This is a genomic window from Streptomyces sp. NPDC007084 (assembly GCF_040703595.1).
Classification (GTDB): Bacteria; Actinomycetota; Actinomycetes; order Streptomycetales; family Streptomycetaceae; genus Streptomyces.
In genome coordinates this window covers 241028-260609 of record NZ_JBEYFY010000004.1, presented here as the reverse complement: position 1 = coordinate 260609, position 19582 = coordinate 241028, and the positions used below count along the sequence as shown (strand labels likewise).

At 72.4% G+C, this 19582-nt stretch carries 17 protein-coding genes; 11 read left to right on the top strand and 6 right to left on the bottom strand.

What is annotated here, in order from left to right; translation table 11 throughout:
* Nucleotides 1-350 precede the first annotated feature (350 nt).
* Nucleotides 351-1250: a serine protease gene (locus AB0912_RS06185; RefSeq protein ID WP_366696754.1), complete on the top strand. Its 900-nt coding sequence runs from the start codon at nt 351-353 to the stop codon at nt 1248-1250.
* Nucleotides 1251-1323: 73 nt separating this feature from the next.
* Here AB0912_RS06185 and AB0912_RS06180 read toward each other — a convergent pair whose 3' ends face one another.
* The 3 genes from AB0912_RS06180 to AB0912_RS06170 are packed head-to-tail and all read right to left on the bottom strand — an operon-like array spanning nt 1324 to nt 4440.
* Complete coding sequence (locus AB0912_RS06180; protein WP_366696753.1) at nt 1324-2952, bottom strand: D-aminoacylase; 1629 nt, start codon at nt 2950-2952, stop codon at nt 1324-1326.
* A gap of 58 nt (nt 2953-3010) precedes the next feature.
* Nucleotides 3011-4288: an amino acid deaminase gene (locus AB0912_RS06175; RefSeq protein WP_366696752.1), complete on the bottom strand. Its 1278-nt coding sequence runs from the start codon at nt 4286-4288 to the stop codon at nt 3011-3013.
* Nucleotides 4285-4440, bottom strand: a complete 156-nt coding sequence (locus AB0912_RS06170; RefSeq protein WP_366696751.1) for a hypothetical protein — start codon at nt 4438-4440, stop codon at nt 4285-4287. The genes AB0912_RS06175 and AB0912_RS06170 overlap by 4 nt, the downstream gene beginning before the upstream one ends.
* 299 nt (nt 4441-4739) lie before the next feature.
* Between AB0912_RS06170 and AB0912_RS06165 the strand changes: the two genes are divergently transcribed.
* The 5 genes from AB0912_RS06165 to AB0912_RS06145 all read left to right on the top strand — a co-directional run bounded on the left by AB0912_RS06165 (nt 4740) and on the right by AB0912_RS06145 (nt 9534).
* Nucleotides 4740-5765: a sugar kinase gene (locus AB0912_RS06165; RefSeq protein ID WP_366696825.1), complete on the top strand. Its 1026-nt coding sequence runs from the start codon at nt 4740-4742 to the stop codon at nt 5763-5765.
* Nucleotides 5762-6541: an IclR family transcriptional regulator gene (locus AB0912_RS06160; protein WP_366696750.1), complete on the top strand. Its 780-nt coding sequence runs from the start codon at nt 5762-5764 to the stop codon at nt 6539-6541. The genes AB0912_RS06165 and AB0912_RS06160 overlap by 4 nt, the downstream gene beginning before the upstream one ends.
* 7 nt (nt 6542-6548) lie before the next feature.
* Complete coding sequence (locus tag AB0912_RS06155; protein WP_366696749.1) at nt 6549-6959, top strand: RidA family protein; 411 nt, start codon at nt 6549-6551, stop codon at nt 6957-6959.
* A 250-nt stretch (nt 6960-7209) separates the two neighbouring features.
* Nucleotides 7210-8688, top strand: coding sequence for a gluconate:H+ symporter (locus AB0912_RS06150; RefSeq protein WP_366696748.1), 1479 nt, complete (start codon nt 7210-7212; stop codon nt 8686-8688).
* A 105-nt stretch (nt 8689-8793) separates the two neighbouring features.
* Nucleotides 8794-9534, top strand: a complete 741-nt coding sequence (locus AB0912_RS06145; RefSeq protein ID WP_366696747.1) for a hypothetical protein — start codon at nt 8794-8796, stop codon at nt 9532-9534.
* A 5-nt stretch (nt 9535-9539) separates the two neighbouring features.
* On the opposite strand, the gene AB0912_RS06140 is transcribed toward AB0912_RS06145, so the two are convergent.
* The 3 genes from AB0912_RS06140 to AB0912_RS06130 all read right to left on the bottom strand — a co-directional run bounded on the left by AB0912_RS06140 (nt 9540) and on the right by AB0912_RS06130 (nt 13483).
* Nucleotides 9540-10790: a hypothetical protein gene (locus AB0912_RS06140; RefSeq protein ID WP_366696746.1), complete on the bottom strand. Its 1251-nt coding sequence runs from the start codon at nt 10788-10790 to the stop codon at nt 9540-9542.
* Between the two features lie 264 nt (nt 10791-11054).
* Complete coding sequence (locus AB0912_RS06135; RefSeq protein ID WP_366696745.1) at nt 11055-11567, bottom strand: SigE family RNA polymerase sigma factor; 513 nt, start codon at nt 11565-11567, stop codon at nt 11055-11057.
* A gap of 218 nt (nt 11568-11785) precedes the next feature.
* Nucleotides 11786-13483 (bottom strand): glycoside hydrolase family 18 protein, encoded by a 1698-nt coding sequence (locus tag AB0912_RS06130; protein WP_366696744.1) that lies wholly within the window; start codon nt 13481-13483, stop codon nt 11786-11788.
* Nucleotides 13484-13860: 377 nt separating this feature from the next.
* Here AB0912_RS06130 and AB0912_RS06125 point away from each other — a divergent pair, with 377 nt between their 5' ends.
* The 5 genes from AB0912_RS06125 to AB0912_RS06105 all read left to right on the top strand — a co-directional run bounded on the left by AB0912_RS06125 (nt 13861) and on the right by AB0912_RS06105 (nt 19497).
* Entirely contained in the window at nt 13861-14745 is an 885-nt protein-coding gene (locus AB0912_RS06125) for a hypothetical protein (protein WP_366696743.1), read from the top strand.
* A gap of 175 nt (nt 14746-14920) precedes the next feature.
* Nucleotides 14921-15634, top strand: a complete 714-nt coding sequence (gene cpaB / locus AB0912_RS06120; RefSeq protein ID WP_366696742.1) for a Flp pilus assembly protein CpaB — start codon at nt 14921-14923, stop codon at nt 15632-15634.
* Nucleotides 15635-15829: 195 nt separating this feature from the next.
* The gene (locus AB0912_RS06115; RefSeq protein WP_366696741.1) at nt 15830-17473 is read left to right on the top strand and encodes an AAA family ATPase; all 1644 of its coding nucleotides are present in this window, start codon (nt 15830-15832) and stop codon (nt 17471-17473) included.
* A 275-nt stretch (nt 17474-17748) separates the two neighbouring features.
* The gene (locus AB0912_RS06110) at nt 17749-18138 is read left to right on the top strand and encodes a TadE/TadG family type IV pilus assembly protein (RefSeq protein ID WP_366696740.1); all 390 of its coding nucleotides are present in this window, start codon (nt 17749-17751) and stop codon (nt 18136-18138) included.
* A gap of 18 nt (nt 18139-18156) precedes the next feature.
* A complete protein-coding gene (locus AB0912_RS06105; RefSeq protein ID WP_366696739.1) occupies nt 18157-19497 on the top strand; it encodes a CpaF family protein in 1341 nt (446 codons plus the stop codon).
* Nucleotides 19498-19582: the final 85 nt, after the last annotated feature.

Below are 19582 nucleotides of genomic sequence, written 5' to 3'. Positions count from 1 at the left end.
GGGGAACGCGAGCGCCCCGGCCGGCCGTCCCGGCCAGTAGGTTGACCCGCGTGCCAGCGTGCCCGTGCCGCGTGCCCGCGTGCCCGTGCGGTCGTGCGCCCAGCGACCCGTGCGGCCGGTGCGGTCCGCGACCCCTGCGGCCCCTGCGGTCCGCGATCCCTGCGGCCCCTGCGGTGCAGAGTGCGGCCCCGGGTGACGAACAAGCCGTTCTGTAAAGGGTGTTGTTCGGGACAGTCCCGGCCGGAAACCGCTTCTTGTTCACCCGTCCCACCCCCCTCACAATGCGCATGACAAAACAGAAGGCGGCCGGAAGACCTCCGGTCGCCTACGTCGCAAGAGGGGACCCCCACATGAGAAAGCCTCTCGTCGCCGCGCTCTTCGCCCTGGTGATCGCCGGGGCGGGCGCGGCACCCGCGGTCGCGGCACCCGCGCCCGAGTCGGCCCCGGCCCGCACCTCGGCCGCCGCGGCCACGGCGGGCACCGCCGCCGGCGCCAAGACGGCGGCGCCGACGCTCCAGGCCGTCAGCCTCGCCGGGACCGTCGCGCTCAGCAACTGCTCCGGTTCCGTCGTCCGCTTCCCCAACTCGGCGGACACCGACCCGGCGCTCGTGCTCTCCAACGGCCACTGTCTGGAGACGGGCTTCCCGGCGCCCGGCCAGGTCATCGTCAACCAGTCCTCCAGCCGGACCTTCAGCCTGCTCAACTCGGCCGGCAGCAAGGTCGCCACGCTGCGGGCGAGCAAGGTCGCGTACTCCACGATGACCGACACGGACATCACGATCTACCAGCTCACCAGCACCTACGCGACGATCAGGAACTCGTACGGGATCAGCGCGCTGACCGTGCAGAACACGCACCCCACGGCAGGTACGGCCATCACCGTGGCCTCCGGCTACTGGAAGCGGCTCTACAACTGCAACGTCGACGGGTTCGTGTACCGGCTCAAGGAGGGTGACTGGACCTGGAAGGACTCGCTGCGTTACACCTCCGCCTGCAACACCATCGGCGGCACCTCGGGCTCCCCGGTGATCGACCAGTCCACCGGCAAGGTCGTCGCCGTCAACAACACCGGCAACGAGGACGGCGGGCGCTGCACGGTGAACAACCCGTGCGAGGTGGACGCGAGCGGCAACGTCACCGTCCGCAAGGGCATCAACTACGCCGAGGAGACGTACCAGATACCGGCCTGCTTCACGACCGGCAACCAGCTCAACCTGTCCGCGAGCGGCTGCGTCCTGCCCAAGCCGTAGGCCTCGGGCCTCGGGTCTCGGACCTGGGAGCTGGGGCCTCGGGCCTCGGACCTGGGACCTCGGGGGCGGGCGGTCATGCCGTGCGGCGGACCGCCCGCCCCGCCAGGACGTCCGTGCGGCGGCCGTCCTCGATGACGAAACGGCCGTCGATCAGGACGTGCGGGATGCCGGCCGGCAGGGTGCGCGGCGCCGCGAAGGTCGACCCGGCCGCGACCGTCGCCGGGTCGAAGAGCACCAGGTCGGCGCGGTAACCCTCGCGGACGAGCCCGCGGTCGGGCAGCCGCAGCCGGGCGGCGGGCCGGCCGGTCAGGTGAGCCACGCACTCCTCCAGGCCCAGGACGCCCAACTCCCGTACGTACCGGCCGAGATAGTGCGGGAAGGTGCCGTACGCGCGCGGATGCGGTTTGGCGCCGCGCAGGATGCCGTCGGAGCCGCCGGTGTGCACGCGGTGGCGCATGATGGCGCGGACGTTCTCCTCGTGGCCGACGTGCTGGAGGATCGTCGGGCCGAGGGCGTCCTCGATCAGCAGCCGGCGCGCGGTGACCCAGGGTTCCTCGCCGCGCAGCTCGGCCGATTCCCGTACCGACCGGCCGACGTACCAGCCGAGGTCCGGGTCGCTCACCCCCGAGATCTCGATGGTGGCCCAGTCGATGGGCACGCCGTGGCAGCCGTCGGCGCCCACGACCTCCATGTGGTGCCGGACGCGCTCGGCGGTCGTGTCGTCCCGCAGCCGGGCGAGGACCGCCTCCGGGCCGCCCTCGCTCGCCCAGCTCGGCAGCATCGCCACGAGCGTGGTGCAGCCGGGCGTGTACGGATACGTGTCGAGGCTGATGTCCGCGCCGCCGGCGAGCGCCCGGTCCAGCAGGGCGAGCAGTTCGGGCGCCTTCCCCTCGTTCACCCCGAAGTTCATCGTGGCGTGGGCGAGATGCAGCGGACAGCCCGCCTCGCGGGTGAGGGCCACCATCTCCTCGTACGCGGCGAGGGCGCCCGCGCCGTAGGAGCGGTGGTGCGGGCAGTAGTAGCCGCCGTGCTCCGCCACCACCCGGCACAGGGCGGTGAGTTCGGCGTCCTTGGCGTACATCCCGGGCGTGTACGTCAGTCCGGACGACATGCCGACGGCGCCCTCGCGTATCCCGTCCGCCACCAACCGCCGCATCCGGTCCAGCTCTTGGGGGGTCGCCTCGCGGTCCTCCCAGCCGACCGCGAGCATCCGGACCGTGCCCTGCGGGATCAGGTACGCGGCGTTCACCGCGATGCCCTCGCCGCCGAAGCCGTGGTCGAGGCGGTCCAGGTACTCGCCGACCGAGCGCCAGGTGAAGTCGATGTCGTCGCCGTGGCCGTTCCACCCGGTGATCGCCCGGCGGACCTCCGCGAGCGTCCGGTCGTCCACCGGCGCGTACGACAGGCCGTCCTGGCCGATGACTTCGAGGGTCACGCCCTGGGCGGCCTTGGCGCTGTGGTCCGGGTCCCGCAGCAGCGCGAGGTCGCTGTGCGCGTGCATGTCGATGAAGCCGGGGGACAGGACCAGCCCCCGCGCGTCCACCTCACGCGTCCCGCGCGGGCGCAGGCAGCCCGCTGCCGCCGCCTCCTTGACGATGGCGACGATCCGGCCGCCGCTGACCGCCACGTCGGCGCGGTAGGCGGGCGCGCCGCTGCCGTCGGCGACGTCCGCGTCCCGGATGACGAGATCGGCGTGATCCATGGAACGACCCACTCTCAACGCCCCGCTCTTCTGGAAGCCACTCTTGCCGACCCTCTCTCTAGAAGAACGTGCGGACGTATTCCACGACGGTGCCGTCCGCCTCCACCAGCGGGATGAGCTGCCACTTGTCGAAGGACGTGCACGGATGCGACAGGCCCATGCCGAGCCAGTCGCCGACCGCCAGATCCGCGCCGGAGCCCGTCCGCAGCCAGGTGTGCTGGTCGGAGAGCCCGGTGACCTCGACACCGTCCGCCGGGCGCTCCACACCGTCCCGGCGCACCACCTGGGCGAGCGGCAGGTCGAGGTCGTAGGCCGCGTCCCGCTTGCCCGCGTTGGCGAACGCCTGCTCCCCGGAGGGCCGGGAGACGACCTGCGCCCAGAGCCGGAACGCCGGGTGCAGCGCGCCCTCCTCCGGGACCCGGGTGAAAGGGGTCAGCTTCCGGTAGTGCCCGTCGTCGTGCGAGACGTACGCCCCCGATCGCAGCAACTTCAGTACGGGCAGGGAGAGTTCGGGGATCTCCGCGAAGACGTCCGCGACCGCGTCGAACCAGGCGCTGCCGCCCGCGCTCACCACGATCTCGTCGACGCCCCGGAACCGTCCGGCGCCGTCGAAGGCAGCCGCGAGCGCGGTCAGCCGCCGCAGCCAGGCACGCACCCGCTCCGGGTCGGCGTCCGGCACCTCGCCCTCGTAGCCCGCGACGCCCACCAGCCGGAGCGTCGTGGTGGCCGCCACCGCGTCCGCGACCGCCGCGCACTCCGCCTCCGTCCGCACGCCGGTCCGGGCGCCCTCGCCGGCGGCCAGCTCGACCACCACGTCCAGCGGGCGGGCGCTGCCGCCGAGGGCCGCGTCCATCAGCTCGACCCCGCGCACCGAGTCGACGTAGCAGACGAAGCGGAACTCCGGGTCCCCGGCCAGCTCGGCGGCGATCCAGCGCAGCGCCGCCGCGTCGACCAGCTCGTTCGCGAGGAAGATCCGGTCGACGCCGAACTCCCTTGCCACGCGCACCTGGTGGGGGACGGCGAGGGTGATGCCCCAGGCGCCGTGCCGGAGCTGCCGCCAGAAGAGCTGCGGGGCCATGGACGTCTTGCCGTGCGGGGCGAACGCGAGACCGTGCCGGGTGGCGTACGTCTCCATGAGCCCGAGGTTGTGGGCCAGGCGCTCGGCGGAGAGGGCGAGCACCGGGGTGGTGAAGCCGTCCGTGAAGAGGTTCAGGCGTCGGGCGGCCAGCTCGCCGACGGTCAGGCCGTACGCCTCCGGGGGGAGGCCCTTGAAGCGGTGGTCGACGCGGTCCGCCGCGAGTGCGGCCAGCGGGGCGGCGGCGGTGTCGGCGCTCATGGGACCTCCTTGGGTGCGGTGCGGGTGAGCTTGGTGCGGTACTGGGTGAGCTTGGTGCGGTACTGGGGTGAGCGTTGGGCGACGGGTGTCGCATGGCCGGTGTCGCTTGGCCGGCGTTGTGCGACCGGCGTTGCGCGACGGGCTCGGCTCATGCGAGGGGGTTACACGACGGGCGTTGCAGAATGTGCAACGCTCATTGCGTATGTCGCTTACTGCTGTCTAACATCCCAGCCAACGCAGGGTCAACGGTGCCGTTCGCCGCCGTCGGCCGCCACAGCGAGGAGCCCCCACCATCGTGACCAGCAACGGACCCGCAGGCGCCGCGTCCCCCGAGGCCACCGCCGGCCCCGAGACCGGTACCGGCATCGGCGCCGGTTTCGAGGCCGGTTCCGGTGCCGGCACCGGAACCGAGGCCGAGGCCGGCGCTGGAACCGAGGCCGGCACGGTCGATGTGGCGACGCTCGGCGAGTCCATGGTCACCTTCCTGCCCACCCGGCCCGGGCGCCTCGCCGACGTGCCCTCCTTCGAACGGGGCATCGGCGGCGCCGAGTCCAACGTCGCCTGCGTCCTCGCCTGCGCCGGACACTCCGCCCGCTGGGTCGGCCGGGTCGGCGCCGACGGCTTCGGCGACCACCTCGTGGCGGCCATCGCCGGGTACGGCGTCGACACCTCCGCCGTCCGCCGCGACCCCGGCCGCCCGACCGGCATCTACTTCCGCACCGCCGGCGACCGGGCCACCGACGCCCACGAAGTCGCCTACTACCGCGCCGGATCGGCCGCCTCCGCGATGACCGCCGGGAACACCGACCTGGCCGCCCTCCGCGCCGCCCGCGTCCTGCACCTCTCCGGCATCACCGCCGCCCTCTCCGCCGACTGTCTGGCCCTGCTGCGCGAACTGACCGCCCCGCGCCCCGGCCGCCCCCTCGTCTCCTTCGACGTCAACCACCGCCCCGGCCTGTGGCGCGACCACCCCGAGGGCCCGCGCGTCCTGCTCGACCTCGCCCGCCGCGCCGACCTCGTCTTCGTCGGCGACGACGAGGCACGGGACGCCTGGGGCCTGCGCGGCGCCGCCGCCATCCGCGCGGCCCTGCCCGAACCGGACGTCCTGGTCGTCAAGCACGGCAAGGACGGAGCCGCCGTCTTCGACCGGCGCGCCCCCGGGCCCGCGCCGGCCGACGGCATCTTCGTCCCCGCCCTGCGCGTCGACGTCGTCGCGGCCGTCGGCGCCGGGGACGCCTTCGCCGCCGGGTTCCTCTCCGGCACCCTGCGCGGGCTGTCCGTCCGCGACCGCGTCCGGCACGGCCACCTGACGGCCGCCGCCGCCCTCACCGTCCCCGGCGACCTCGCCAGGCCGCCCGCCCGCGGGCACGCCGACCGGCTGGCCGCCCTCGACGACCGGGCGTGGGAGACACTTCGTCTCGGCCCCGGCTGGACCGAAGCCGACGCACGGGCCGCGGAGGAGGTACGTACGCCATGAGCCAGACCGTCGACCGAGCGCTGAGCATCCTGCCGCTGCTCGCCGAGGGCCCCGCCGACCTCGGACAGGTCGCCGACCGTCTCGGCGTCCACAAGTCCACCGCGCTCCGCCTCCTGCGCACCCTGCACGAACACGGCCTGGTCTACCGCCAGTCCGACCAGCGCTACCGGCTCGGCGCCCGGCTCTTCGCGCTCGCCCAGGAAGCCGTCGAGAACCTCGACATCCGCGAGATCGCCCACCCCCACCTGGTCCGCCTCAACGAGAGCTGCGGCCACACCGTCCACCTCGCCGTGTACGAGGAGAACGAGGTCCTTTACATCGACAAGGTGGAGAGCCGCTACCCGGTCCGCATGTACTCGCGGATCGGCAAGCCCGTCGCCATCACCGTCGCCGCCGTCGCCAAACTGCTCCTCTCCGACCTGCCCGAGGCCGAGCGGCGCGCCGTCGCCGACAAGCTCGACTACCCGATGTACACGGCCCGTTCGACCCCCAACGCCCCCGCCTTCCTCAAGGAGCTGGCGGCGGTGCGCGAACAGGGCTGGGCCACCGACCTCGGCGGCCACGAGGAGTCCATCAACTGCGTCGGCGCCCCCATCCGCGGCGCCGACGGACGGGTCGCCGCCGCCATGTCGGTCTCCGCCCCCAACGTCGTCGTCACCGCCGACGAACTCCTCACCCTGCTCCCGCTGGTGCGCCGTACGGCGGACGCCATCAGCCGCGACTACTCCGGCAGGGCCCCCGTGAAGGAAACACCGAGCAACGCACCGAAGGAATGATCACCGCATGACCGACAAGACCGCGCTCACCCCCTCCACCCACACCACCCCGCCCGCCAAGTTCTCGCACGGCGTGCGGAAGGGGAACATCCTCCAGGTCGCCGGACAGGTCGGCTTCCTGCCCGCCGAGAACGGCAAGCCCCCGACGCCCGCGGGCCCCACCCTGCGCGAGCAGACCCTCCAGACCCTCGCCAATGTCAAGGCGATCCTCGAAGAGGGCGGCGCCGGCTGGGACGACGCGATGATGATCCGCGTCTACCTCACGGACGTCGGCCACTTCGCCGAGATGAACGAGATCTACAACCAGTACTTCGAGGAGCAGGGCCTCACCGCGCCCCCCGCCGCCCGCACGACGGTCTACGTCGGTCTGCCGGCCGGGCTCCTCATCGAGATCGACGTCCTCGCCGTCCTCGGCTGACGCCCCCGGCGCCCCCGGGCGGCTCCTTCTCCCCGGCGGCTCACACCTCCGGAGGCTCGCACCTCCGGCGGCTCACATCTCCGGAGGCTCACACCTCCGGAGGCTCGCACCCTCGCGTGATCTGAGCCTCCGTCAACTCCCGCACCCCGCACGTCGTCACGGTGCGGCGCTCCCCGATCCGGGACGCGCCGCATCGCGATCCCCCCTGCCCGAAAGCACGATGGACTTACGAAATCGAGGCCCCCCGCCCATGTCGTCGTATCCGCTCGCCGCGACCGCCCCCGCCACACCACCCCACACCGGTGGTCTGCTGCTCCTGCTCGACGGGACGGCCGGACTGCTCACGGTCGCCGCCCTCGGCATCGCGCTCCTCCTCTTCCTGATCATCAAGGTCAGGCTCCAGCCGTTCGTCGCCCTGCTCGCCGTCTCCATAGCCGTCGGCCTCGCCTCCGGGCTCTCCGTCACGGAACTGTTCGGCACGGTCCAGCGGTCCGACGCGGTCTCGGTCATCGAGTCCGGCATGGGCGGCATCCTCGGCCATGTCGCGATCATCATCGGCCTCGGCACCATGCTCGGCGCCATCCTCGAAGTCAGCGGCGGCGCCGAAGTCCTCGCGGCCCGGCTGCTCAGCCTCTTCGGCGAGCGGCGCGCCCCGCTCGCCATGGGCCTGACCGGCCTCATCTTCGGCATCCCGGTCTTCTTCGACGTCGGCATCTTCGTCCTCGCGCCGCTCGTCTACGCCTCCGCCAAGCGCTCCGGCAAGTCCATCCTGCTCTACTGCCTGCCGCTGCTCGCCGGCCTGTCGATGACCCACGCCTTCCTGCCGCCGCACCCCGGCCCGGTCGCCGCCGCCGGACTGCTGCACGTACAGCTCGGCTGGGTCCTGCTCATGGGCATCGTCTGCGGCATCCCCTCCGTCCTCGCCGCCTGGGGCTACGCCGCCTGGATCGGCCGGCGCATCTTCGTCCCCGTACCGCAGGACATGGTCGAGGCTGCCGAGGAGGCCAAGCGGGCCGTCGTCGAGGAGCAGCGCGCGCAGGGCGTCGAACCGCGCGAGCGGCCCGTCCCGCTCGGCACCGTCCTCGGCATCATCGGTACGCCGCTGGTGCTGATCCTCGCCGCCACCTTCTCCTCGATCGTGCTCGACCCCTCCACCCTGCGCTCGGTCGTCGAGTTCTTCGGCAGCCCGTTCGTGGCCCTCACGATCGCCCTGCTCCTCGCCTACTACCTGCTCGGCATCCGGCGCGGCTGGTCACGCAAGTCCCTTGAGGCCGTGTCGACTTCGTCGCTCAAGCCGGTGGGCAACATCCTGCTGGTGGTCGGCGCGGGCGGGATCTTCGGCGCCGTGCTCAAGGCGAGCGGCGTCGCCCAGGCCCTCTCGGACACCTTCCACGACGTCGGGCTGCCGGTCATCGTGCTCGCGTACCTGATCTCCCTGGTGCTGCGGGTCGCGCAGGGTTCGGCCACGGTCGCGATCGTCACCACGGCCGGCATCGTGGCCCCGCTGCTCGCCGAGGGCGACCACTCCCAGCCCTTCGTGGCGCTCGTCATCATGGCGATCTCGGCGGGCTCGATCTTCGCCTCGCACGTCAACGACGGCGGCTTCTGGATGGTCGCCAAGTACTTCGGCATCAGCGAGCGCGACACCCTGCGGACCTGGACCGTGCTCGAATCGGTGCTGTCCGTCGCGGGGTTCGCGGTGGCCGCCGTCGTCAGCCTGTTCGTGTAGGGCCGGTCCGGAACCCGTCCGGGAGAGGCGTCCCCGTGTAACAGAGGCATAGCTAAGTAGGGGCTGGCTGTGTCCGGCACAGGATCTTCGACCATACTTCCCGCTGTGGAGCAGCGCATAGGTTCGAAGAGCCAGCCCCTGGACGCCGCCGCGGTGGACCCGGCGTACATCCCCGGGCTTACGTCACCCGTGCCGGCGGAGCCGAAGGACGCGGCGGAGCGGTCCGGGGAGGCCGCCGCGGAGGAGACCTCCTCCGCGGCGGCACCGGCCCCGGCGGCCTCCGGCGAGCCGGCGTCCGAGGAGGCGGTGTCCGCCGAGCCGCCCGCCGACGCGGCCCCCGAGGACCCCGGGGCCGTCTCCGAGGCCGACGGCGAGGACGCCGGTGCCGAACCGGACGGCCCCGTCTTCGAGGCCTCCGACCGGCGCGCCTCGATCAGGGCCGACCACACCGGCGTCCGGCTGCGTCTGGACGACCAGGAGGCGGAGTTCCGCTGGGACGAGATCGGCGCGGTCGAGACGACGTCGCCGCGCTTCGGCAAGCGGTTCACGGTCACCGTGCACACGCCGGACCGCCGCTGGTACCCGATCGAGATCGAGGCGACGTCCCGTTCCCGTTTCGCGGAGTGGGACGAGCAGCTCGACGCCGTCCTGGACAGGTACTTCGAGGACGACGCCGAGGCCGAACCCGAGTCGGAGGAAGCGGAGTTGACGGACTCGGCGACCGAGCCGAGCGGGGAGCCGGAGAGCGCCGGGTCGCCCGAGACCGCCGAGAAGGCCGGGACCGGCGAGACGGCCGAGACCGGTGAGAAGCCCGAGTCGCCCGCCGGCGGTACCGGGAAGCCGTAACTCCGTTACAGCAGGCCCGGCCACTTCGTGCTGGTCGCGATCGTCGCCAGGTCGGAGACCGTCAGGGCGGGGGAGGGGCGGGTGGCCGCCGCGTCCTGACGGTCGGTGTTGAACGCGGAGACCACCACACGCAGGCCGTCCGGCCGGAGCGTGTCGGCGGTCCACACCTCGACCCCGGCACCGCCCTTCTCGCCGGGCGCCTTCTTGGTGACGACCTTCGTGCCGTCGGGCAGCGTCTCCGCGCCGCCGAACAACTCGCTTCCGACGTCGGCCATGCCCGTCTGCACGTTGACCTGCACGAGGCCGCGGCCCTTGCCGTCGTCGACGACCGCCCACGCGTACTCCTGGTCCTGTGCTCCGCTCGACGTCACGGTGACGCCCTCGGGGAGCAGGGCGACCAGCGTGTCCAGGACGGCCTTCCTGTCGGCGGCGGGGTGCTCCGGCGCGGTCGGCGCGGCGGCCCGCCCGGTCGGCTTCGGGATCTGCTCCGCCGCGGTCCGCCAGACGGCTGCCGTCACCACCGCCTTCAACCGGGCCGGGGACAGCGGGGGTTGAGGACGGGTGACGGGGCTGTCCTTCTCGGCGGCGGCGTTCCACTCGGAGACGTTGACCTGCTTGCCCGTCGGCGTGAGGAGCTGGGCGTACCAGTACTTCGTGTCCACGCGCCGGTCCGGATACTCGTACCCCTGGAAGACCAGCAGGCGTGAGCCGTCCCGGAGCCTGCTCGTGGTGCACGCGTCGTACGCCACCAGGCTCTTGTCGGGGCAGGTGACCGCCGCCCGTACCTCCGGGTCGGCCGGGTCCACCCGGTCCACGCCGACCGAGACGGCCGCCTTGCCGTGCCCGTCGTCGTAGACGAGGTACGCGGACGGGCCCAGCCGGTCCTGTGTCGAGCGGCCGGTCTGTTCGCTGAACTTGCCCGGGGGGAGCGCCTTTTCGAGGGCGTGGACCATGTCGGCGGCGGACATCGGCCGGGCGTGCTTGTCCGTCCGCACCTGCGCGGTGCCCGCGCTCGCCGGTGCCCGTCCGTCGTCGGTGCCGGGCAGCAGGAGCGCCCCGCCGACGCCGACGACCGCGAGGCCGGCCACGCTTCCGGTCATCGCCAGTCGCCGGCGCGAGCGCAGCCGGCGGCCCCGCGCCTCGCCGCCCGCGGCGAGCGCGCGCCGGTCGGGGTCGAAGCCGTTTCCGGCCCGGTGCAGGGCGTCGCCGAGCCGTTCCTCGAAGAGGTCGCCGGCCGGGGAGTCGTCGATGGGCATGGGGAACCACCCTTTCTGGTGAAGGTGAGTGAACAGGGGAGGTGGGAGGGCCCGCTCGGGCAGGCGTTCGGCGGTCGGCGGTCGGGGGGGGCGGTCGGGGAACCGGCCGGTTGTCGGGGGAGCCGGTGGGGGAGCCGGCCGGTTGTCGGGGGAGCCGGTCGGCGGTCGGGGGGCCGGCCGGTTGTCGGGGGAGCCGGTCGGCTGTCAGGGAGTCGGGCGGTCGTCCGGGAGTCGGGGCGGCTGCTCCGGGAGCCCGGCGGCCGCTCAGGGAGCCACGTGTTCGCTGAGGCTGCCGCCCAGCACCGTGCGGAGTCTGGCCAGCGCCCGGGAACTGCGGGTGCGGACGGCGGCCGAGCTGGTGCGCAGCACCTCGGCGGTCTCCTCGACGCTGCGGTCCTCCCAGTAGCGCAGGACGACCACCGCCCGGTCCTTCGGCGGCAGCCGGCGCAGCGCCTCCACGAGGGTCAGCCGGAGCGGGGTGTCGCCGCCGTCGGCCGGGTCGGGCAGGTCGGGGAACACGTCGGTCGCGCGCTCGGCGCTGCTGCGCAGCCGCCGGTGGGCGAGGAAGGTGCGGGTCAGCACGGTCTGCGCGTACGCCGCCGGGTTGTCGCTGCGGGACACCCGCCCCCAGCTCACGTACATCCGTCCGAGCGCCTCCTGTACGAGATCCTCGGCCAGGTGCACGTCCCCGCCGGTCAGCAGGCACGCGGACCGGTACAGATGCCCGGCCCGGGCCGCGGCGAACCGCGCGTACTCGTCGGCCTGGACCTTCCTCATCCGTATCCGTCTCCCCCGGTGACCGTGGACTCGGCGCCGCCCCGTACGCCGTCACTTACCCGATGCCGTGGACCCCCGGAAATGTTTCACCCCGCCCCCACCGAAGTGGGAAGCGGGGTGAAGGGGAAGGGCGTTCAGGGGCGCCCTTGGTGCCGGGTGCCGGGTGCCGGGTGCCGGGTGCCAGGCGACAGGTGCTGGCGCCGGCGCGGGTACCGGAGTTACATCGCGTGGACGTGCGGGCCGACCGCGTTGGACCAGGCGTTGCCGGCCGAGGCGTCCCAGTTGGTGGACCAGGTCATCGCGCCGCGCAGCCCCGGGTAGGTCTTGGAGGGCTTGAACGAACCGCAGTTGGTGCCCTTGGCCAGGCAGTCGAGGGCGTTGTTCACGATGGTGGGGGAGACATAGCCGCTGCCCGCGCCGCTGGTGGAGGCGGGCAGACCGAGGCCGACCTGCGAGGGGGCGAGACCGCCTTCGAGCTGGATGCAGGCGAGCGCCGTCAGGAAGTCGACCGAGCCCTGCGAGTACACCTTGCCGTCACAGCCGAGCATCGAACCGCTGTTGTAGTACTGCATGTTGACGACGGTGAGAATGTCCTTGATGTTCAGGGCGGTCTGGAAGTACGCGTTCGACGTGGACTGCATGTCGATCGTCTGCGGGGCCATGGTTATGACCAGGGACGAGCCGGCCTTCGCGGACAGCGACCGCAGGGCCTGGGACATATAGGTCGCGTTGAGGCCGTTCTCCAGGTCGATGTCGACGCCGTCGAAACCGTACGTCTGCATCAGCGAGTAGACCGAGTTGGCGAAGTTCGTGGCCGACGCGGAGTCGCTCACCGAGACCGTGCCGTTCTGGCCGCCGATGGAGATGATGACCTTCTTGCCCGCGGCCTGCTTCGCCTTGATGTCGGCCTTGAACTGGTCGACGGTGTAGCCGCCGAGACCGGCCGAGTCGAGGGTGAAGCTCACCGCTCCGGGCGTGGTCGTGGCGTCCGCGAAGGCGACCGCGATGATGTCGTACTGCGACTGCACGGCGGAGAGTTTCTGCACGGTCGCGCCGTTGTTGAAGTTCTGCCAGTAGCCGGTCACCGCGTGCGCGGGCACGCTGCCGCCGCCCCCGCCACCGCCGCCACCCGAGGACGCGGTGGTCGTCCCGGTGACGGCCGCCGACTTCGCCGACTCACCGGCCGCGTTGGTCGCCGTGACCTGGAAGGAGTACGACGTCGACGCGGCGAGCCCCGAGACGGTCGCGGACGTGCCGCTGACCGACTGGACCTTGGCACCGGCCTGGTAGACGTTGTAGCCGGTCGCGCCCGACACCGTGTTCCAGGCGAGCGAGACGGAGGACGAGGTGGTGGAGGACACGCCGAGACCGCCCGGGGCCGCCGGAACCGTCGGCGCCGGGTCACCGCCACCGCCGCCGTCCGGGCCGAGCACCGAGAGGTCGTCCGCGAAGTAGGCGGCCTGCCCGTACCAGCCGTGCGTGTACACCGTCACCGAGGTGGTGGAGGCGCCCGTGGTGAAGGTCGTCTTGAGCTGCTTCCAGGACGAGGAGTCCGGCGTCCACGTCGACACGTCCGTGGTGCCGGTGCCCGTCGCGCCGAGGTAGGCGTAGCCGCCCTGCACCCAAGCGCTGAGCGTGTAGGTCGAGTTGGGCTTGACGGCGACGGACTGGGTGCACTGCGCGTTGTCCTGCCCGGCGGGCGTGGCCTTCAGCGCGGCCGAGCCGCCGTGCACGGGCGAGGAGACGGTCGTACCGCTGCCCGCCGAACAGGTCCAGTTGCTCAGGCCGGACTCGTAGCCGCCGTTCTTGGCGTTGTTGACGTCCGCGGCTTGGGCCTGGCCGGCCAGGCCGGTGAGGGAGAGCACGGACGCGGTGACGGCGGCGGCGAGGGTGCCCGCCCATCTGCGCCTGGGCATTCTGGTGACGCGGTCCACTGGGTCCTCCGGGGGAGAGGTGGGGGAGGGGGAACGGAACGGTGGCCACCGCCGGTGGATACAAGTTGGTCCAGACCAATCCGGTTGTCAAGACCTCTGGAACGCCAACTGCCCTGTCAGGGGCGCGTGTTGTCCCACGCGCGCCTTACTCTCCGTTGATCACTCCCGCACCTTCGGTGAGATGATCTCGCCGATTCGGTGTTGAGCGGGCCATGCCGTGGATATGGTGCTGATGCAAGAGGACGTCACCGTGACGATCTGAGGCCGTTCGTGGTCGTCCGTGATGCTCCATGGTGATAAAAGGGGCGATCTGAGGCGGTGGTTGACCACCCCGCCGCAGCGAACGGGGTGTGTGCAGCGTGCCGACCGCGATAGCCGTCACCAGTCCCGACCTGGTGCTCCCGCCGCACGACCGGCAGACCCCGCCCGCCGTCGTCCAGCCCCTGGACACCCTGGAGAACTCCCTCACCGGCATGCACGCCCTCATCGAGCAGCACGGATACGTCATCGCCCTGTACCCGTCCGCCACCGAGGAGAGCGCCGTCACCCAGCGGCTGCGCACCGTCCGCTCCGTGCTGGAGAGCGACCGCGTCGCCCTCCTCGGACTCGACCTGCCGCCGCTCGGAACCGCCCTGCTCGCCCAGCAGTTGCGCCAGCTCTCGGTCTGCGACTTCAGCCCCGGCGTGCTCGCCTCCGCCGCCCGGCTGCTCGCCCACTACATCTACGCCGGCGCCCTGCTCGGCTCGGTCGCCAAGCTCGACCGCGTGCCCGTCACCCTCACCTCGCACGCCAGGTCATGGGTGCCGGGCGCCCAGTTCGCCGTCCTCGCCAACCCGCGCCCCGAGATCGTCCGGGTCGGCCAACAGGAGCTTCCCGGGCCGGAGTTCGGCACCCGGCTGGTGTCGGCGGCGGGCCAGGCGCCCTCCGACTGGGTCACCGAGACGCTCGCCCCCGCCTGGCGCGTCCAGGGCGCCACGACCGTCCCGCTGCCCGCCGAATCCGCCCGCTGGTGGGGGACGTCACGGCTCGTGGAGTTCGCCGCAGGACTCCACGACGTCTCCGTCCTCTACCAGCTCGTCTCGTCCGTCCGGCGGGAGGAGTGCCACTGGTGCGGCCTCGAACTCATCGGTGACCGCTGCGGGTTCTGCGCGGCGCCACTGCCATCGTCCACCGCGCAGGAGCTTCCGGCCACCGTCGTCCGGGCAGCCTCTTCGGTACGCGCCCTGCCCCGGGGCGCCACCTAGGCCCCCGCGCCCCAGGGGGCACGTCAAACAGCGCCAGGCACCACCCCGCACGGCCCGCCGTCCCCGCGGAGCGAGGTTGTCCGCAGCACGCCGCACCACCCGGGGCCCACCCCGGCCCCCGGCAGAACAGACAGCCCGCTCCCGTCCCCGGTCCCGCTCCACGAGGTGAGATTCAGTGAACTCGCGCCAGCGCCGCGGCGTCATCCTGCTGGTCCTCTCGGTCCTGTGCGCCCTCGGCGCCTTCGCCGGAGTCCTCTCGGTGATCCGCGACGTGAACTCCAAGGTCGGCCCGGAGGTCACGGCGTACCGCCTGAAGGACGACATCGCGCCCTACAAGGAGCTGACCGCCGACCAGTTCGAGAAGGTCTCGATGCCCGAGCGCTGGCTGTCGTCCACCGCCGTCACCAGCCTCTCCCAGATCCGCGGCAAGATCGCCGTCACCCGCCTGGAGAAGGGCTCCCTGCTCCAGGCCGACATGATCGTGAACCGGCCCCGGCTGGCCGCCGGACAGCAGGAGATCGCCATCATGATCGACGCGTCGACCGGCGTCGCGGGCAAGATCAACCCCGGTTCGCGCGTCAACATCTACGCCACCTTCAAGGCCCGCAACGACAAGGGCGCCGACCAGTCCAAGGTGATCGTGGAGAACGCCCGCGTCATCGACGTCGGCAAACTCACCGCCCTCGACCCCGGGCAGTCCGGCTCCGACCGGCGCGGCAACGTCAACCAGGCCGTGCCCATCACCTTCGCGCTCGGCACGGCGGACGCCCAACGCGTCGCCTACGCCGAGTCGTTCGCCGAACACGTCCGGCTCGCCCTGATCGGCGGCGGCTCCGGCACCTCCGTCACCCCCGGCGACCGTACGTACACCCTCGACGAGGACAAGTAGGAGGCCGCGCATGACGTCCATGCCCATGAGGCGCTGCCAAAGTCCCCGCCGGGGGTTCCCGCGTACGGAGTTGGAGGCGAGGAAGGCGGCCTCCGGACCGAGGTGTGCGGTACCTGAGCCGAGGCCTCGGCCGCAGACGGGGGCCGTAGACGTCCGGCGGCCCGGAATGCCGTGCTGTGAGCGGGAGTTGAGCCGATGACCGTCCGTATCCTCTCCGCCGTCGGTGACATCGACTCGGCCCGTGCGCTCACCACCCTGCTGAGCCAGCTCGCCGACGCCGAACCCGCCCCGCCCGTCCCCGACTCCACGGCCCTCCTCGACACGCTGGCCCACCTGGCCGCCGACTCCCTCGACGAGCTGCCCGAGGTCGTTCTCGTCCACGAACGCATCGGGCCCGTACCGGCGTTGGACCTGATCCGCGACCTCGTGATGCGCTTCCCCGCGGTCGGCGTCGTCCTCATCACCGCCGACACCAGCACCGGCGTCCTGACCGCCGCGATGGACTCCGGCGCCCGCGGCATCATCGGCCTGCCCCTCGGCTACGACGCCCTCGCCGAACGCGTCCAGGCCGCCGCCTCTTGGTCCACCGGCATGCGCCGCCACCTGCACAGCGGCGCCCCCGCCCTCTACACCGGCCCCGGCGGCACCGTCGTCACCGTCACCGGCGCCAAGGGCGGCGTCGGCGCCACCGTGACCGCCGTCCAACTCGCCCTCGCCGCGCGGGCGTCCGGCCACAACGTCGCCCTGCTCGACCTGGACCTCCAGTCCGGTGACGTCGCCTCCTACCTCGACGTGCAGTTCCGCCGCTCGGTCGCCGACCTCGCCGCCATCACCGACATCAACCCGCGTGTCCTCCAGGACGCCGTCTACGCCCACGACAGCGGCGTGGCCCTGCTGCTCGCCCCCGCCGAGGGGGAACGCGGCGAGGAGGTCACCGACCGGGTGACCCGGCAGGTCATCGGCGCGCTCCGGTCCCGCCACGACGTGGTGGTGGTCGACTGCGGCGCGCAGATGAACTCGGCCACCGCCGCCGCCGTCGAACTCGCCGACCAGGCACTGCTTCTGGTCACCCCCGACGTCATCGCCGTGCGCGCCGCCAAACGCATGGTCCGCATGTGGGACCGCCTCCAGATCCGCAAGGCGGAGGAGACCACCACGGTCGTCAACCGCTTCGCCCGCGGTACGGAGATCCAGCCCTCCCTCGTCGAACGCGTCACCGGCACCAAGGTCGCCCGCGCCGCCGTCCCCGCCGCCTTCAAGGAACTCCAGGCCGTCGTGGACGCCGGCCGGCTCCAGGACCTCGACGCCCGCTCGACCGTCAAGCAGGCCCTGTGGACGCTGGCCGGCGAGATCGGGCTCGTGGTGCCCCAGGAGGGCGGGGGCGGCGGGCGGCGGCGCAAGGCACCGGTGGCCGACCGGGGCGCGATCGGGCTGCGCCGCCGGGGTGGTGACCGAGGCGGTGACCGGGGCGGCGACCGAGGCGCGGTCACCCTCGAATTCGCCGGGATGTTCCCGCTGCTGCTCGTCGTGATGACGATCCTGTGGCAGTGCGTGCTGTACGGCTACTCGTACTCCCTCGCCGGGAACGCGGCCGACGAGGCGGCCCGGGCCGCGACCGCCGCGTACGCCGTGAACGGGGATGTCGGCGGCGCCTGCGCGGCGGCGGGCGGCAAGCACCTGCCGGGCTCCTGGAAGGGCGCGGGTATCGCCTGCGCCCCCGCGGGCTCGGTCATGAAGGCCACCGTCGACGTCGACGTACCGCTGTTCTTCCCCGGCTTCGACGCGGGCTTCCACGTGAAGGGCACGGCGGGGGCGGCACTGGAGGGGGACGACGGATGAGGGCACTGCCGCGTCACCGGCCGGCCGCCCGACCCGGGCCCCGGCTCCGGCTCCGGCTCCGGCCGGGACCGTTACCCACCAAGTGGGCTCCTGCCGAGCCGGTTCCTGTCGAGCTGGTCTGCGTCGAGCCAGTTCCCGCCGAGCCGGTTCCTGTCGAGCTGGTCTGCGTCGAGCCGGTTCCTGTCGAGCCGGTCTCGGTCCAGCCGGCTCCTGTCGAGCCACTCTCCGCCAAGTCGGGTCCTGCCGAGCCGGCCCCCACCAAGCCGGCCCCCACCATGCCACCCCCCGCCCCGCGCGCCCACCGCCCCACCCCCCGTCCGGGCCGTCGCCCTCATGGCGACCGGGGCGTCTCCATCCTGGAGTTCACCGGGTTTCTGCCCATCCTGCTGCTCATCGGGATGGCGACCATCCAGCTCGGGCTGATCGGGTACGGGGCCAACCAGGCCGGGTCCGGGGCGCGGGCCGCCGCGCGGGTCGCCTCGCAGGGGGGTGACGGGGCCGCCGCCGGACAGGCCGCCGTCAGCGGATGGCTGGACCCCCGCGTCGCCCCCGCCCGGGGCGCCGACCTCACCACCGCCACGGTCACGGTCCACGTCCCCGGCGTCATCCCCCTGTTCGGCGGCTACGACGTGTCCCGCAAGGCCACCATGCCCACCGACGACTGACCGGGAGGAGCCGACACCATGAGCCTGCGTTCCCGTATCGCGACCCCCGACGAGGGGGGTCCCGCCCGTGAGGACGGACACCTCGTCGCCGTCTACCGAGCGAAACTCCTCGAAGAGATCGACCTCGCCGAGATGTCCGGCCTGGCCGCCGCCGAACGCCGCGTCCGCCTCGAACGCGTCCTCGGCCACATCATCAGCCGCGAGGGCCCGGTCCTCTCCTCCGCCGAACGCTCCCAGCTCATCCGCCGGGTCGTGGACGAGGCCCTCGGACTCGGCGTCCTCGAACCGCTCCTCGCCGACGCCTCGATCACCGAGATCATGGTCAACGGCCCGGACTCCATCTTCGTCGAGCGAGCCGGCCGCGTCGAACAACTGCCGCTGCGCTTCGCCTCCAACGAACAGCTCATGCAGACCATCGAACGCATCGTCTCGACGGTCAACCGCCGCGTGGACGAGTCCAACCCGATGGTGGACGCCCGCCTGCCCACCGGCGAACGCGTCAACGTCATCATCCCGCCGCTCGCCCTGACCGGCCCCACCCTCACCATCCGCCGCTTCCCCCGCGCCTACACGCTCCCGGAGCTGATCGGCCTCGGCTCCCTGGACGAGCAGATGCTCATGCTGCTCGCCGCGTTCGTCCGGGCCCGCTTCAACGTCATCGTGAGCGGCGGCACCGGCAGCGGCAAGACCACCCTGCTGAACGCGCTGTCCGGGCTGATCCCCTCGCACGAACGCATCATCACCATCGAGGACTCCGCCGAACTCCAGCTCCAGCAGGAGCACGTCATCCGCCTCGAATCGCGGCCCCCGAACGTCGAGGGCAAGGGCCAGATCACCATCCGCGACCTGGTCCGCAACTCGCTGCGCATGCGCCCCGACCGCATCATCGTCGGCGAGGTCCGCGGCGGCGAGACCCTCGACATGCTCCAGGCCATGTCGACCGGCCACGACGGCTCCCTCGCCACCGTGCACGCGAACTCCGCCGAGGACGCCCTGATGCGCTTGCAGACCCTCGGCTCGATGTCCGAGGTGCAGATCCCGTTCGAGGCGCTGAAGGACCAGATCAACTCCGCCGTCGAGGTCGTCGTCCAGCTCTCCCGGCACGCCGACGGCTCCCGCAAGGTCACCGAGATCGCCCTGCTCGTCTCGCACGGCCGAGAACAGTTCCGGGTCACCCCCGTCACCCGGTTCGTGCCCCGGCCGGTCGGCCCCGACCGCGTGGTCCGCGGCCACTTCGAGCACCTTCCGCTGCCCCGGTCGGTCGCCGAGAAGCTCTACGTCGCCAACGAGCCGTTGCCGCCCGCCTTCGGCGTCGCCGAGGCCATCGACGTACTCACCACCCGGCAGGCCATCGGATGACCCCGCCCCCGCCCCCGCCCCCGCCCGGCCATCAGACGCCGTTCTCCGGTGACCCGACGCCCTCGCCCGCTTCCGGCCACCGGAC